The organism is Pseudomonas sp. M5A4_2d, from assembly GCF_053345295.1.
In genome coordinates this window covers 734350-748375 of record NZ_JBKEZW010000002.1, presented here as the reverse complement: position 1 = coordinate 748375, position 14026 = coordinate 734350, and the positions used below count along the sequence as shown (strand labels likewise).

Here is a 14026-nt window from a genome sequence, read left to right as displayed (position 1 = left end):
TGCAACAGTGTAACGTACCGTTTAAGGCGCGGCGGCCAAATCCGGGCTTTTAAACAAAATGGAACATTTTTTACGCCGCCTGTACCCGGTTACGTCCGGCAGCCTTGGCCCGATAAAGCGCCTCATCGGCGCGCTTGAGCGCCAAGTCACTGCGCTCACCTGGCTGAAACTGCGCCAGGCCCATCGACATGGTGATCGTCACCGGCTCGCCCTTGAAGTGGAACGGGCACGCTTCAATCGCTGCGCGCAGCCCTTCGCCCACGGCCAAGGCATCCTCCAAGGCGGAGTCAGGCATCAGCAACACAAACTCCTCACCGCCGAAGCGCGCGATAAAGTCGTTGGGGCGCAGGTTTTTGCGCAACACATTGGCGATGATTTTCAGCACCTTGTCACCCGCCAGGTGACCGTAGCCGTCGTTGATACGCTTGAAGTGGTCCAGATCCAGCATGGCCAGTGACAGGCTATTGCCGCGCTGGTGCCAGGTATTCACTTCATGGTCCAGGCGCTCACTCCATGCAGCACGATTGGGCAGGCCGGTGAGCGGATCGATCAAGGCCTTCTGGCGTTGTACCTCCAAATGCTCGCGATAGCCCTGGGCCTCCTGTTCCATGTTTGCAACCCGCTCAGCCAAGCCCTTCAGCCGCGCCGCGACCTCCTGCTCGCGCTGGTCACGCTGCTGCTGGTGTTCGTCCATAGTGCCGAGCAAGCCTTCAAGATGGCTTTCCAGCACTTGCTTGAGGCTGTCCAGGTCGGCCGCGTCCTGCACGCTGCTTTGCAGGCCGTCGACCTGCTCACGGATCTGCGTATCCAGTTCCCGCGCGGCCGAGCGGCTGTCCGCGTGGCCATCACTGGCCACCTGCAGATGACCCTGGAATGCCTCGAGGCGCTCGTTGAGCTGCTTGAGGTAGGCTTCGAACTCATGCTGGCCGCTGTCGGTGATCGCCAGCATCAGAACCGCCAGGTCATCAAGGATCGGCAGCAACTCGTACCAGTTCAAGCCGTGAGCCAGGCGTTCGCGCATGGCTTCGGCTTGGGGCCGGTGGCGCTCGGGCAGTGACAGATCATCCAGCAAGCCGAGCAAGGTGCCTTCGATATGACTGGCGACTGAGCTATAGGACGGCTCGGGCGAATCGGGCAGCGCGTAAACGCCGTCCGATTGCAGCGTATCCGGGTCAGGCTCCGGGCTTTCCTGCACCGGAGGTAGCGACAGGCTGCCGATGGAGGTTTCGTCCGGGGTATCGACCAGAACCTGCGGGACCTCGATAAACGCGGCGAGTGCGCTCTCGGGAACGACTTCCTCTGCTTCGGGTTCAGGTGCTGCGGCAGGCAGAAGGGTGGGTTCCGCTGGCGCCGGGGCCTCAAAGACAAACGTTTCGGCGGCAACCTCTGCGGCTTTGACAGGCTTGATCGGTTCAGGCTGCGTCGCGACCGGGGTCTGCGGCAACGGCGCGAAGGCGCGCAAGGCGTGTGTCAGTTCTTCGGATTGCGCAGGTTCCTGAGGCTCAGGTTTGGGCGCGGCGGGGACGGGGGCGGGTTTTGGCGCAGCCAGCTCCGGTGTAGGCAGTGGCGTAGCTTGGGCCACCGGCACTTCATTCGAAACATCCTTCGCGCCAAATAGACGTTGCAGCAGGCCCGGCCCAGTGCGCGTGGTTTCGCCGTCCGGCTCCAGGTTATTCAGCGCCTGCTCTTGCAGGCTGCTCAGCTCACTGAGCAACAGCGGGATCTCACGCGCCTGCCCGACCCGGCCTTCCAGCTGCTTGGCGAAGGTTTTCAGCGGGCGGGCCACCTCACGCGGCAGTGGCAACTTCTGTAACTGCACGATCAGGGCGGTGAGCGCGGTGCTGATCTGGTCGACCCGGGTTTCGCGGCGCTGCTCCGAGTCGAGCACGGCTTTTTCCAGGCGTGGCAACAAGGCGGCGAGAGCGGCGTCCATGTCGTCCGTACGCACGACGTCGCGCATCTCTTTCATGCATTGATCAACCGCGCGGTCGGTCCCTTCAGCCGCCAGCGTGCTGCGCACCAGCCCACGCCGCAGCAGGTCAAGGCGGGCGGCCCAGCGACGTTCGAGCTTGTCTTGCTGCTCGACGCCTTTCAGGTATTTCTCTTTCCAGCGCTGGGCGTCGTCGCTCATGCAAGGGGTCCGCGAGGGCTGGGGCTCAACGCGGGTAATGCATCAGCCGTGAGCGAACCCGGCAGACGAATCTCTACCGCGACCGGCAGGTGATCGGAGATGGGCTGCGCCAGCACCTGCACGCTTTCAAGCGTAAGGGTCGGGCTAAGCAGGATATGGTCCAGGCAGCGCTGCGGGCGCCAACTGGGAAACGTGGCTTCGACTTGCGGCGCCAGTAACCCGAGGTCACGCAACGGAGAATTCTGCAACAGGTCATTGGCATGGGTATTCATGTCACCCATCAGTACCTGATGCTTATAGTTGCCAATCATTTCACGCACGTAGGCAAGCTGCAGGTTGCGCGCACGCCCCCCGAGCGCCAGGTGCATCATTACCACCACCAAGGCTTCCGGGCCTTCGCCGAATCGCACGAGGATCGCCCCACGGCCCTTGGGGCCTGGTAATGGGTGATCTTCGATAGCGGTCGGTTTCAGGCGACTCAGCACGCCATTGCTGTGCTGCGCCAGGCGCCCCAGATTGCGGTTGAGTTGCTGGTACCAGTAGGGGAACGCGCCAAGCTGAGCCAAGTGTTCCACTTGGTTGATGTAGCCAGAGCGCATGCTGCCGCCGTCAGCTTCCTGCAGGGCGACCAAGTCGAAGTCGTTCAGCAGGTTGCCGATCTTTTGCAGGTTAACCGCACGCCCGTTATGCGGCAGCAGGTGCTGCCAGCCCCGGGTGAGGTAGTGCCGGTACTTCTCGGTGCTGATGCCCACCTGGATATTGAAGCTGAGCAGGCGCAAGCGGCTGTCTGCCGGCAGGCCTGTGGACTCCAGGTGATGTTCGTTGACCTGCGCATCATGCAGGCCAACGACACGTTCAGTACCCCAGCGGCGCATGGTGGGCCCCTTACTTGGCTGCGCGCTCTTTGGCGATCAGCTGGTCGGCAACATTGAGGGTCTGTTCAGGACCACCGGTCGTGCCCAGGTCGAAACGGTATTTACCGTTGACGATCATGGTCGGTACGCCTTGCACGCCATACTTCTGGGCCAACTCTTTGTATTGAGCCATTTTGCCTTTGACGGCGAACGAGTTGAAGGTCTCGAGGAACTTGGCTTTGTCGACCCCTTGGGTAGCAACGAAATCAGCCATGTCTTCCGGTTTGGTCAGACGCTTGCCTTCCTTCTGGATAGCATTGAACACGGCGTTATGAACCTTTTGCTCAACGCCCATGGTGTCCAGGGTGATGAAGAGCTGACCATGGGCATCCCATGGGCCACCGAACAGCGCTGGGATGCGCTTGAAGTTCACGTCGGCCGGGAGTTTTTCAGCCCAAGGGTTGATGGTCGGCTCAAAGGCGTAGCAATGCGGGCAGCCATACCAGAACAGCTCCACCACTTCGATCTTGCCAGGCTCCGAAACGGGGACCGGGTTGGCCAGTTCTACATAGGTTTTACCGGCTTCAAGCGGCACGTCGGCAGCTTGGGCGGTCATGCCGAAAAGGCTGGCAGTGACGAGAGCGGCGCTGAGGATCAGATTACGCATGCTTTACTCCTGTACAAATAAAGTCGCCTCGCGCGACCTTTAGTTGTGACAGGTCTACGCGGGCATGAGTTCGTTAGTGTAACGGCACCGGCCACAAAAAAGGGCGGCCTAAGCCACCCTTTTTATGCTTGCATCGATAGATTAATCGAGCGTTAACGTACTGCCTGGATCAGTGCAGGCCCTGGATGTACTGGGAAACTGCTTCGATATCCTTGTTACTCAACTTGCCGGCAATGCTTTGCATGATTTTGGTATCGCCGTCGTTGGTGCGATTACCCTCACGGAAGTCCGTCAGTTGCTTGGTGATGTACTGGGCATGCTGGCCGCTCAGGTGCGGAAAACCTGCAGCGGCAAGGCCGGCGCCATTAGGCGAATGGCAGCCGAGGCAGGAAGGCATGCCTTTTTCCAGGTTGCCACCACGGAACAGTTCTTCGCCGTGAGCCACCAGTTTTGGATCGGCAGCTCCCACACTGCCGTGCTGACTGGCAAAATACGCCGCGATGTCTGCCAGGTCCTGATCGCTGAGATTAGTCAGCAAGCCGGTCATTTCGAGCACCGTGCGCTTGCCGTCCTTGATGTCGTGCATCTGCTTGGTCAGGTAACGTTCACCCTGGCCTGCCAGTTTAGGGAAGTTCGGCGCCGGGCTGTTGCCATCCGGTCCGTGGCAAGCACCACACACGGCGGCTTTCGCCTGGCCCGCTGTAGCGTCGCCTGCAGCATGGGCAACACCGGTGATGCCCAAGGTCAACAGCAGACTCACGATCAGTTTGTTCATCAGCTAATCCAACTACGGCTAAGGGTTTAAGAGTTATCTACCGGGTTTACTCACCATCAACTCAATGATGGCCTGGTAATCCTCAGTACTGCAGTCCATGCACAAACCACGCGGCGGCATTGCCTTGAAACCCTGGGTCACGTGCTGCACCAGCGTGTCCATACCCTGCGCCAGTCTAGGCGCCCAAGCTACCTGGTCACCCCGTTTGGGGGCGTTGGGCAGTTGGCCGGCATGGCAAGCCACGCAAACTCGGTTGTACACCGCCTCCGGATCCTGTGTAGCCTGAGCGCCGTAAAGCGGCACCAGGACACCAAAAGCGAGCAACCATCGGGTCATACATCGACCTTTTCAGGGTTTGAGAGCGTTTTGCGTTCTAATGCGCAATGAAGGTCTTTCGCTCCCGTGAACTTCATCCTTCGCTGGGACAAAGCACACACAAAATCTGCGGCATTATATACTGGCGCTACTGAAACGGAAACGACACCGCTTGCCGCACCCTTTTTCGGCACCGCCCACATCGGAAATCTCATGCAACTCAAGAATCCCATCCTCGGTCTGTGCCAACAGTCCACATTCATGCTCAGCGCCGCCAAAGTTGACCAATGCCCCGATGACGAAGGCTTTGAAGTCGCCTTTGCCGGTCGTTCCAACGCTGGCAAATCCAGCGCGCTGAACACCCTGACTCACGCCAGCCTGGCGCGCACCTCGAAAACCCCAGGCCGCACGCAACTTCTCAACTTCTTCAAGCTAGACGATGATCGGCGTCTGGTCGACCTGCCGGGCTACGGTTATGCAAAAGTACCTATCCCGTTGAAGCTGCACTGGCAGCGTCACCTGGAGGCTTACCTGGGTGGTCGGGAGAGTTTGAAGGGTTTGATTCTGATGATGGACATCCGTCATCCAATGACCGACTTCGACCTGCTGATGCTCGATTGGGCTGTCGCCAGCGGCATGCCGATGCATATCCTGCTGACCAAGGCCGACAAGCTGACCTACGGCGCCGCCAAGAACACCCTGCTCAAAGTGCAATCCGACATCCGCAAAGGTTGGGGTGATGCGATCACCATCCAGTTGTTCTCTGCGCCTAAGCGGATGGGCCTGGAAGACGCCTACACCGTGCTGGCCGGCTGGATGGAATTGGCCGACAAGGGCGCGGAAATCGCGGAATAACTTTTCTGCGGGCAAAAAAAACCCCGGACTTCGTATGGGGAGGGGAAGTTCGGGGTCCAAGTTCCGGACCGCTAGGGCGGGGTCCAGATATCTGCCAACACTTAACACAACATAGGAGCATTGAAGGGCTTCACCACCCATTCAGTAACTCTGAGTAGCAATTCACGGGTTAAGTTCCGGCAGGTTCAAAAAACTATTGGAAATAGCTGTCGCCGATTTCTGATCTAAAGCGCTCTGCCACCCCCTCGAAAGTGGCAGAGCCGCGAAATCAGTGCGCCTCGTCCCAGTTATCGCCCACGCCCACATCCACCACCAGTGGCACGTCCAACTGCGCCGCCGCGCTCATGTGCTCGCGGATCTTCTCGCTGACTTGCGCCACTAGGTCCTCACGCACCTCAAGCACCAGTTCATCGTGCACTTGCAGGATGACCTTGGCATCCAGGCCCGATTCCGTCAGCCAGTTATCCACCAGCACCATGGCTTTTTTGATGATGTCCGCCGCCGTGCCTTGCATCGGCGCGTTGATTGCCGTGCGCTCGGCAGCCGCTCGTTCCTGAGGCTTATTGGAATTGATATCCGGCAAATACAGCCGACGCCCGAAGAAGGTTTCTACATAGCCTTGATCAGCAGCCTGCGCACGCGTGCGCTCCATGTACTCGCGAACACCTGGGTAGCGCGCGAAGTACACATCGATGTACGCCTTGGCAGTCTTGGTATCGACGCCAATATCCTTGCCCAACTTCTGCGCGCCCATGCCGTAGATCAGGCCAAAGTTAATCGCCTTGGCACTGCGACGTTGATTGGACGTGACCTCAGACAATTCAACCTTGAACACCTCAGCCGCCGTAGCGGTGTGCACGTCCAGGTCGTTGCGAAACGCATTCATCAAGCCCTCGTCCTTGGACAAATGCGCCATGATCCGCAGTTCGATCTGCGAATAGTCCGCCGCCAGCAGCTTGTAGCCCTTGGGCGCGACAAACGCCTGGCGGATCCGCCGCCCTTCGGCGGTGCGCACAGGGATGTTCTGCAGGTTCGGGTCGCTGGACGACAAGCGCCCGGTAGCCGCCACAGCCTGATGATAAGACGTGTGAATGCGCCCGGTGCGCGGGTTGATCTGCTCCGGCAGGCGGTCGGTGTAGGTGCTTTTCAGTTTGCTCATGCTGCGGTACTGCATCAGCACCTTGGGCAACAGGAAGTCATCTTCGGCCAACTTGGCCAGCACTTCTTCCGCCGTGGACGCCTGCCCCTTGCCGGTCTTTTTCAGCACCGGCAGGCCAAGTTTCTCGTAGAGAATCGCCCCAAGCTGCTTGGGTGAGCCCAGGTTGAACTCTTCGCCCGCGATCTCGAACGCCTGGCGCTCCAGCTCAACCATCTTGTTGCCCAACTCGATGCTCTGGATGCCCAGCAGCTCCTTATCCACCAACGCACCCTGGCGCTCGATACGTGCCAGCACCGGCACCAAGGGTATTTCGATATCCGTGAGCACACTGGCCAGGCTCGGGATGGCCGCGAGTTGTGCGTGCAGTGCCTGATGCAGACGCAGCGTCACGTCGGCATCTTCGGCGGCGTAAGGGCCAGCTTGCTCAAGCGGGATCTGGTCGAACGTCAGCTGCTTGGCGCCTTTGCCGGCGATGTCCTGGAAGCTGACGGTGTCGTAGTCCAGGTACTTCTTCGCCAGGCTGTCCATATCATGCCGAGTCGCAGTGGAATTCAGCACGTAGGATTCAAGCATGGTGTCGAAGGCGATACCGCGCACGGTAATGCCCCGTTCAAAGTCACCACCGATGGCGCAGTTGGCCAGGATGTTCATGTCGAACTTGGCGTGCTGGCCAACCTTGAGCTTGGTCGGGTCTTCCAGCAATGGCTTGAGGGCCAGCAACACGGTGTCACGGTCCAACTGCTGCGGCGCACCCTCGTAAGAGTGGGTCAGCGGTATGTAGGCCGCTTCGTGAGGCTGCACGGCAAAGGAAACCCCGACCAGCTGCGCCTGTTGGGCGTCAATCCCGGTGGTTTCCGTGTCAAACGCGAACAACGTCGCGTCATTGAGCTTCTTCAGCCAACGGTCGAATGTCGCTTGGTCGAGGATGGTGGTGTACGCCGTCTCCACAGGGGCCGACGCAACCTCCTCAACGACAGCTTCAGCAGTCGGCGCAGCCTGGGCCGAAGCCTTCAATTCAACGCGCTTGGCGTCGCGCTGAATCTCATCAAACCAGCTCTTGAACTCCAGCAGCGTGTACAGCTCCAGCAGCTTGTCGCGATCCGGCTCGATCAGGTGCAGATCATCCAGGCCCACATCCAGCGGCACGTCGATCTTGATCGTCGCCAGTTGATAGGACAGGAACGCCATTTCCCGATGTTCTTCCAGCTTGGCCGGCAGGTTCTTGGCGCCCCGAATCGGCAGGGTCGGCACAATATCCAACTGCTCATAAAGCTCTTTGAGGCCGCCATTCACGCCCACTAACAGACCGGAAGCGGTCTTCGGACCAATGCCCGGAACGCCCGGGATGTTGTCGGAGGAATCGCCCATCAACGCCAGGTAATCGATGATCTGCTCGGGAGCGACACCGAATTTCTCCTTCACGCCCTCGATGTCCATCGCGCTACCGGTCATGGTGTTGACCAAGGTAATGTGCCCGTCGACCAGTTGTGCCATGTCCTTGTCGCCGGTGGAAATCACCACCGGGCGGTCGGCCGCCGCGCTGCTGCGGGCCAGTGTGCCGATCACGTCATCGGCCTCGACGCCTTCAACGCACAGCAGCGGGAAGCCCAGCGCGATCACGCTTTGGTGCAGGGGCTCGATCTGCAGGCGCATGTCATCAGGCATGCTCGGGCGATTAGCCTTGTATTCAGCGTACATGTCATCGCGAAAGGTCCCACCCTTGGCGTCGAACACGACCGCGAACGGGCTGTCCGGGTACTGCTTGCGCAGGCTTTTGAGCATGTTCAACACGCCCTTGACCGCACCGGTCGGCAGGCCTTTGGAGGTAGTCAGCGGTGGCAGCGCGTGAAAGGCGCGGTACAGGTAAGAAGAACCGTCCACCAGGACGAGGGGGGCTTGGCTCATGAGCAGGATCAACCTTTTCGGCGGGTCAGGCGCTAGAATAGCCGGACCAATGACGACAAAGGGACAAGGTTATCATGCGTACAGTAAATCGCCTGTTGTTGACCGGCTTGATTGCACTCACTCCGATGGTGGCCATGGCGGCAGACAGTGCGCCTTCGGGCGACCCGGAAGTCACCATTCGCACGGAAGGCGACAAGACCATTCAGGAATACCGCCAAAATGGCTTCCTGTACGCGATCAAGGTGACCCAGAAAGGCTTTCCGCCGTATTTCCTGGTGCGCGCGGACGGAACCGATGCGAACTTCATCCGTTCTGACCAGCCGGATATGCTGATCCCGTCATGGAAGATCTTCGAATGGAAATGATTTCTTAACTTAAATTGGCGCCGCGCACTGCGGCGCCCGTACTGGCAGTTTTAACCATGTCTGTGTTTACCCCCCTGGCTCGGCCCGAGCTGGAAACCTTTCTCGCCCCTTACGGGCTCGGCCGCCTGCTTGATTTCCAGGGGATTGCCGCCGGTAGCGAAAACACCAACTTCTTCATCAGCCTGGAACAGGGCGAATTCGTCCTGACCCTGGTTGAACGCGGCCCCGTCGCAGAAATGCCGTTCTTCATCGAACTGCTCGACGTGCTCCACGACGCCGATCTGCCGGTGCCTTACGCCCTGCGGACCATCGATGGCGTGGCCCTGCGCGAACTTGCCGGTAAACCAGCGCTGTTACAACCGCGCCTGGCCGGCAAGCACATCAAGGACGCCAATGCGCAGCATTGCGCCCAGGTCGGCGACCTGCTCGGCCACCTTCACCTGGCGACTCAAGGCGAAAAGGTGCTGGAGCGCAAGACGGATCGCGGGCTGGATTGGATGCTGACTGAAGGGGCGCAGCTGATTTCGCACCTGAACGACGCCCAGCAGCGCCTGCTGCAAGATGCACTGACCGAAATAGACGCTCACAAGGCCCAGATCCTCGCCCTGCCCCGCGCCAACGTTCACGCCGACCTGTTCCGCGACAACGCGATGTTCGAAGGCACGCACCTGACCGGGTTGATCGACTTCTACAACGCCTGCTCGGGCCCGATGCTGTACGACGTGGCGATCGCGCTGAACGACTGGTGCTCGGACGCCGATGGCGTGATTGATGGCCAACGCGCCCGCGCGCTGCTGGGTGCCTACGCAGGGCTGCGTCCCTTCACGGCCAAGGAAGCGCAATTGTGGCCGACGATGTTGCGGGTAGCGTGTGTGCGTTTCTGGCTGTCACGCCTGATCGCCGCTGAATCATTTGCCGGGCAGGACGTGTTGATTCATGACCCTGCAGAGTTCGAGCATCGGCTGGCACAGCGTCAAAAGGTCAGCGTGCACTTGCCGTTCGCACTCTAAAGACCTGCTCGGTCAAAAAATGTGGGAGCGGGCTTGCCTGCGATAGCGGTGTCGACTGACACATCGCCATCGCGGGCAAGCCCGCTCCCACAGTAGTTCTGTATTGGTTGTTATAACGATTCCAGGCACCCAGCCAAATCATTCCCCAACTTCTCCAGCACCTGCTCGTAACCCTGCGCTGTAGCTGGCGTGTAACCGCCCAACGCATCCAGCTCCGCCAATTTCACCGGCAAACCGGCGACCAGCGTCTCGGCCAGGCGCGGGCGCAGCGGCGGCTCGCTGAACACGCAGGTCTTGCCGACTTCCTGCAATCGCGTACGCATCGCCGCCACATGCTGGGCGCCTGGCTGTACTTCGGCGGCAACGCTGAACACGCCGGTGTGCTTGAGCCCGTAAGCGTCTTCGAAGTAATCAAAGGCCTCGTGGAAGACGAAGTAAGGCTTGTCACCCACACTCGCCAAACGAGCTTTCAAGCGCGCATCCAACGCATCCAGACGCTCATCGAACGCCTTCACGTTGCTCTGATAGCGCGCGGCATTGTCCGGGTCGGCGGTGCTGAGGTCAGCCGCCATGCGCGCCGCGATGACGCGAGCGTTTACGGTCGACAACCACAAATGCGCGTCCAGGCTGCCTGGGCGGTGATCGTGATCATGCTCGTCGGCATCCTCTGCATGCGAGTGGCTATCTTCGGCGAAACGACGCAGTTTCATGCCCGCAAGGTCCTGCACCGCCACGGTCGGCAGGCTACGCCCCTTGAGCACGCGCGGCAGGAAGCTCTCCATGTCCGGGCCGATCCAATACAACAGGTCCACCGACTGCACACGCCGTACGTCGGATGGGCGCAAGGCATAGTTGTGCGGCGAAGCGCCGGGCGGCAATAACACCTCCGGAATGGCCACGCCGTCCTGCACAGCCGCGGCGATCAACTGCAACGGCTTGATGCTGGTCAGCACCTTGACCTCGGCTTGAGCAGCCCCGGCGATGAGCAAACTGGTGACAAATACGACAAAAACAGGAAAAAGTCGGGACACGATGACCACTCAATGGCGTAGGAACGGGTAACATAATAACGTCTCTATCAAATGTCTGTCGCCGCTCATGCCTATTACACCGCTTGCCAGCCGTCCCCACGACCACTCTCACTGCGTGCATACCGCGTTGTCGGAGGCCGATACCCTGTGCGCACGCCAAGGCCTGCGGCTGACTGCGCTGCGTCGTCGCGTGCTGGAGCTGGTGTGGCAGAGCCACAAGCCGCTGGGCGCCTACGACATTCTTGGCGTGCTCAGCGAGCAGGACGGCCGCCGCGCTGCGCCGCCTACGGTGTACCGTGCGCTGGATTTCCTGCTGGAAAACGGCCTGGTGCACCGCATCGCCTCACTCAACGCCTTTGTTGGCTGCAACCACCCGGAACACGCGCATCAGGGCCAGTTCCTGATCTGCCGCGAGTGCCACGCTGCCATCGAGCTTGAACAAAAAAGCATCAGCGACGCCATCATCAAGAGCTCCGCCGAGGTCGGCTTCAAGGTCGAAGGGCAAACGGTCGAAGTGGTCGGGCTGTGCTCGGGCTGCCAGGGGGCTTGATGAGCAACGCGTTAATCCGCCTGGAACAGGTCGGGGTCACGTTCGCCGGTCAAGCCGTGCTCGATAACATCGCACTGAGCGTCGAACCGGGGCAGATCGTCACCCTGATCGGCCCCAACGGCGCCGGCAAGACCACGCTGGTTCGCGCCGTGCTCGGCCTGCTCAAGCCCGACACCGGCAGCGTGTGGCGCAAGCCCAAGCTACGCGTCGGCTACATGCCGCAAAAACTGCACGTCGACCCGACGCTGCCATTGTCCGTGCTGCGCTTCTTGCGCCTGGTGCCGGGCGTAGACCGCACCCGCGCGCAGGCTGCGCTCAAGGAAGTCGGCGCCGAACAAGTCATCGACAGCCCGGTGCAAAGTATCTCGGGCGGCGAAATGCAGCGCGTCTTGCTGGCCCGCGCCTTGTTGCGCGAACCAGAATTGCTGGTGCTCGATGAGCCCGTGCAAGGCGTTGACGTCGCCGGCCAGGCCGAGCTGTACAGCCTGATCACCCGCCTGCGCGACCGTCATGGCTGCGGCGTGTTGATGGTCTCCCACGACCTGCACCTGGTCATGAGCACCACCGACCAAGTGGTGTGCCTCAACCGCCACGTCTGCTGCTCCGGCCACCCGGAACAGGTCAGCGGCGATCCGGCGTTCGTCGAGTTGTTCGGCAAAAACGCCCAAAGCCTGGCGATCTATCACCACCATCACGACCACGCCCACGATCTGCATGGCGCCGTTGTCGACGATCCCGCTACGCCCCACACCCACGTTCATGGAGATAGCTGCAAGCATGGCTGATTTTCTGCTCTACGCCCTGCTGGCAGGCTTGGCTTTGGCACTGGTGGCGGGCCCATTGGGCTCGTTCGTGGTTTGGCGGCGCATGGCCTATTTTGGCGACACGTTGTCGCACGCCGCGCTGCTGGGCGTGGCCATGGGCTTCTTGCTGGATGTGAGCCCGACCATCGCCGTGACCGTCGGCTGCCTGCTGCTGGCGGTGCTGCTGGTGACCTTGCAACAGCGCCAGCCGCTGGCGTCCGACACCCTGCTCGGCATCCTGGCGCCGAGCACCTTGTCCCTGGGCCTGGTGGTGCTGAGCTTCATGCATGAAGTGCGCATCGACCTGATGGCCTACCTGTTCGGCGACCTGCTGGCGATCAGCCCGACCGACCTTGCCTGGATCCTCGGCGGCAGCGCCGCCGTGCTGGTTTTGCTGGTAGCGCTGTGGCGCCCATTGCTGGCGATCACCGTGCATGAAGAGCTGGCCACGGTGGAAGGTTTGCCCGTACCGGCCCTGCGCATGACCCTGATGCTATTGATCGCAGTGGTGATTGCTGTCGCGATGAAGATTGTCGGCGTATTGTTGATCACGTCGCTGCTGATCATTCCCGCGGCCGCTGCCCAGCGCCACGCTCGCTCACCCGAGCAGATGGCGATCGGCGCCAGCCTGCTGGGGATGCTTGCAGTGTGCGGGGGCCTGGCGCTGTCCTGGTTCAAGGACACGCCGGCCGGGCCGTCGATTGTAGTAGCGGCGGCCGCCCTGTTTCTGCTGAGTTTTGTCCTGCCCCGTCGAGGGGTGTAGACTTGCTCGCTTTTTGCGCAAATAGAGAGTCGCAGGAATGAAGCCGTTCAACTTCCGTTATCTGCTCCTTGCCGCATTTTCCCTGCTGCTGGGCGCCTGTCAAAGCACACCGCCCGCTGCCACCGAGGTACCGGACACCCGCGCTGCGGCGATCGCGCAGCTGGAGCAAAACCTGGCCAGCAGCGAGCTGGCTACCGCCGAAGACGAGCTTGCCGCCTTGCAGGCCCAATCGCCTAACGACCCGGCCCTGGAGCCTTACCAGCGCCAACTGGCCGAAGCCTACCTGCAGCGCAGCCAGATCGTGCTGCAAAAAGGTGACGTCAACGCCGCCGCCACCGCCCTCAGCCGCGCCCGCGCGCTGATGCCCAAGGCCCCGGCGCTGACCGGTGGCGTAAACAGCGCCATCAGCCATGCCCGCAAGGCCGAGCTGGATAAAGCCGAAGCCGCCTTGAAAGCGGCCGAAGCAAAGCCGGCTGCCAAAGTCATCGACCCTGCCGCTGAAAGCACCACCGTGGCGCTGAACCTCACTGACATCGAAGAACTTCGCCATCAGCTGGATGCGATCGCCACCGACGTGGTGAATTACCAGTGCGACGTGAGCATCCAGGCGCCGCGCACGCAGGATTACCCATGGCTGGCCACGTTGCTGACCAAACGGGTGAAGCGAATTGATTCGGGGTATGACCTGAAGATTCACCGGCAGATCTTGAAACGTATTCCGGCGCAGATTGTGCTGATACCGCGCAAGGCGCAATAAAGCTATCGGGAGCAAGCCCCCTCCCACATTTGAAATGCATTCCAAATGTGGGAGGGGGCTTGCTCCCGATAGAGGTCTAACAAACA

General features: G+C 60.7%; 14 protein-coding genes. 7 read left to right on the top strand and 7 right to left on the bottom strand.

From position 1 onward, the window contains the following. Window positions 1–70 precede the first annotated feature (70 nt). The 5 genes from ACLBW8_RS10460 to ACLBW8_RS10440 form a co-directional block, all read right to left on the bottom strand. Window positions 71–2131 carry a GGDEF domain-containing protein gene (locus ACLBW8_RS10460; RefSeq protein WP_447805304.1) on the bottom strand — a complete coding sequence of 687 codons (2061 nt, stop codon included), beginning with the start codon at window positions 2129–2131 and terminating at the stop codon, window positions 71–73. Next, window positions 2128–3006, bottom strand: a complete 879-nt coding sequence (locus ACLBW8_RS10455; protein WP_064450055.1) for an endonuclease/exonuclease/phosphatase family protein — start codon at window positions 3004–3006, stop codon at window positions 2128–2130. Before ACLBW8_RS10455 ends, ACLBW8_RS10460 begins: the two co-directional genes overlap by 4 nt. 10 nt (window positions 3007–3016) lie before the next feature. After that, complete coding sequence (locus ACLBW8_RS10450) at window positions 3017–3652, bottom strand: thiol:disulfide interchange protein DsbA/DsbL (RefSeq protein WP_128591137.1); 636 nt, start codon at window positions 3650–3652, stop codon at window positions 3017–3019. Between the two features lie 169 nt (window positions 3653–3821). After that, window positions 3822–4427, bottom strand: coding sequence for a c-type cytochrome (locus tag ACLBW8_RS10445; protein WP_064450053.1), 606 nt, complete (start codon window positions 4425–4427; stop codon window positions 3822–3824). Window positions 4428–4460: 33 nt separating this feature from the next. Continuing rightward, complete coding sequence (locus ACLBW8_RS10440; protein WP_053253674.1) at window positions 4461–4763, bottom strand: c-type cytochrome; 303 nt, start codon at window positions 4761–4763, stop codon at window positions 4461–4463. Between the two features lie 192 nt (window positions 4764–4955). Between ACLBW8_RS10440 and yihA the strand changes: the two genes are divergently transcribed. After that, window positions 4956–5597 (top strand): ribosome biogenesis GTP-binding protein YihA/YsxC, encoded by a 642-nt coding sequence (yihA, locus tag ACLBW8_RS10435; RefSeq protein WP_128591139.1) that lies wholly within the window; start codon window positions 4956–4958, stop codon window positions 5595–5597. 268 nt (window positions 5598–5865) lie between these two features. Here the strand turns inward: yihA and polA are convergent, their stop codons facing one another. Then, the gene (gene polA, locus ACLBW8_RS10430; protein WP_064450052.1) at window positions 5866–8661 is read right to left on the bottom strand and encodes a DNA polymerase I; all 2796 of its coding nucleotides are present in this window, start codon (window positions 8659–8661) and stop codon (window positions 5866–5868) included. 74 nt (window positions 8662–8735) lie between these two features. Here polA and ACLBW8_RS10425 point away from each other — a divergent pair, with 74 nt between their 5' ends. Continuing rightward, complete coding sequence (locus ACLBW8_RS10425; RefSeq protein ID WP_053253671.1) at window positions 8736–9026, top strand: DUF2782 domain-containing protein; 291 nt, start codon at window positions 8736–8738, stop codon at window positions 9024–9026. 56 nt (window positions 9027–9082) lie between these two features. Continuing rightward, entirely contained in the window at window positions 9083–10036 is a 954-nt protein-coding gene (locus ACLBW8_RS10420) for a homoserine kinase (protein WP_064450051.1), read from the top strand. A gap of 110 nt (window positions 10037–10146) precedes the next feature. Here the strand turns inward: ACLBW8_RS10420 and ACLBW8_RS10415 are convergent, their stop codons facing one another. Next, window positions 10147–11076 carry a zinc ABC transporter substrate-binding protein ZnuA gene (locus tag ACLBW8_RS10415; RefSeq protein ID WP_064450050.1) on the bottom strand — a complete coding sequence of 310 codons (930 nt, stop codon included), beginning with the start codon at window positions 11074–11076 and terminating at the stop codon, window positions 10147–10149. 58 nt (window positions 11077–11134) lie between these two features. Between ACLBW8_RS10415 and zur the strand changes: the two genes are divergently transcribed. The 4 genes from zur to ACLBW8_RS10395 are packed head-to-tail and all read left to right on the top strand — an operon-like array spanning window position 11135 to window position 13940. Beyond that, window positions 11135–11617, top strand: a complete 483-nt coding sequence (zur, locus tag ACLBW8_RS10410) for a zinc uptake transcriptional repressor Zur (protein ID WP_053253668.1) — start codon at window positions 11135–11137, stop codon at window positions 11615–11617. Further along, the gene (gene znuC / locus ACLBW8_RS10405) at window positions 11617–12402 is read left to right on the top strand and encodes a zinc ABC transporter ATP-binding protein ZnuC (RefSeq protein ID WP_407017454.1); all 786 of its coding nucleotides are present in this window, start codon (window positions 11617–11619) and stop codon (window positions 12400–12402) included. The genes zur and znuC overlap by 1 nt, the downstream gene beginning before the upstream one ends. Next, entirely contained in the window at window positions 12395–13183 is a 789-nt protein-coding gene (gene znuB, locus ACLBW8_RS10400; RefSeq protein ID WP_064450048.1) for a zinc ABC transporter permease subunit ZnuB, read from the top strand. Before znuC ends, znuB begins: the two co-directional genes overlap by 8 nt. A 37-nt stretch (window positions 13184–13220) precedes the next feature. After that, complete coding sequence (locus ACLBW8_RS10395) at window positions 13221–13940, top strand: PA5502 family lipoprotein (protein WP_064450047.1); 720 nt, start codon at window positions 13221–13223, stop codon at window positions 13938–13940. The last annotated feature ends 86 nt before the right edge of the window (window positions 13941–14026 follow it).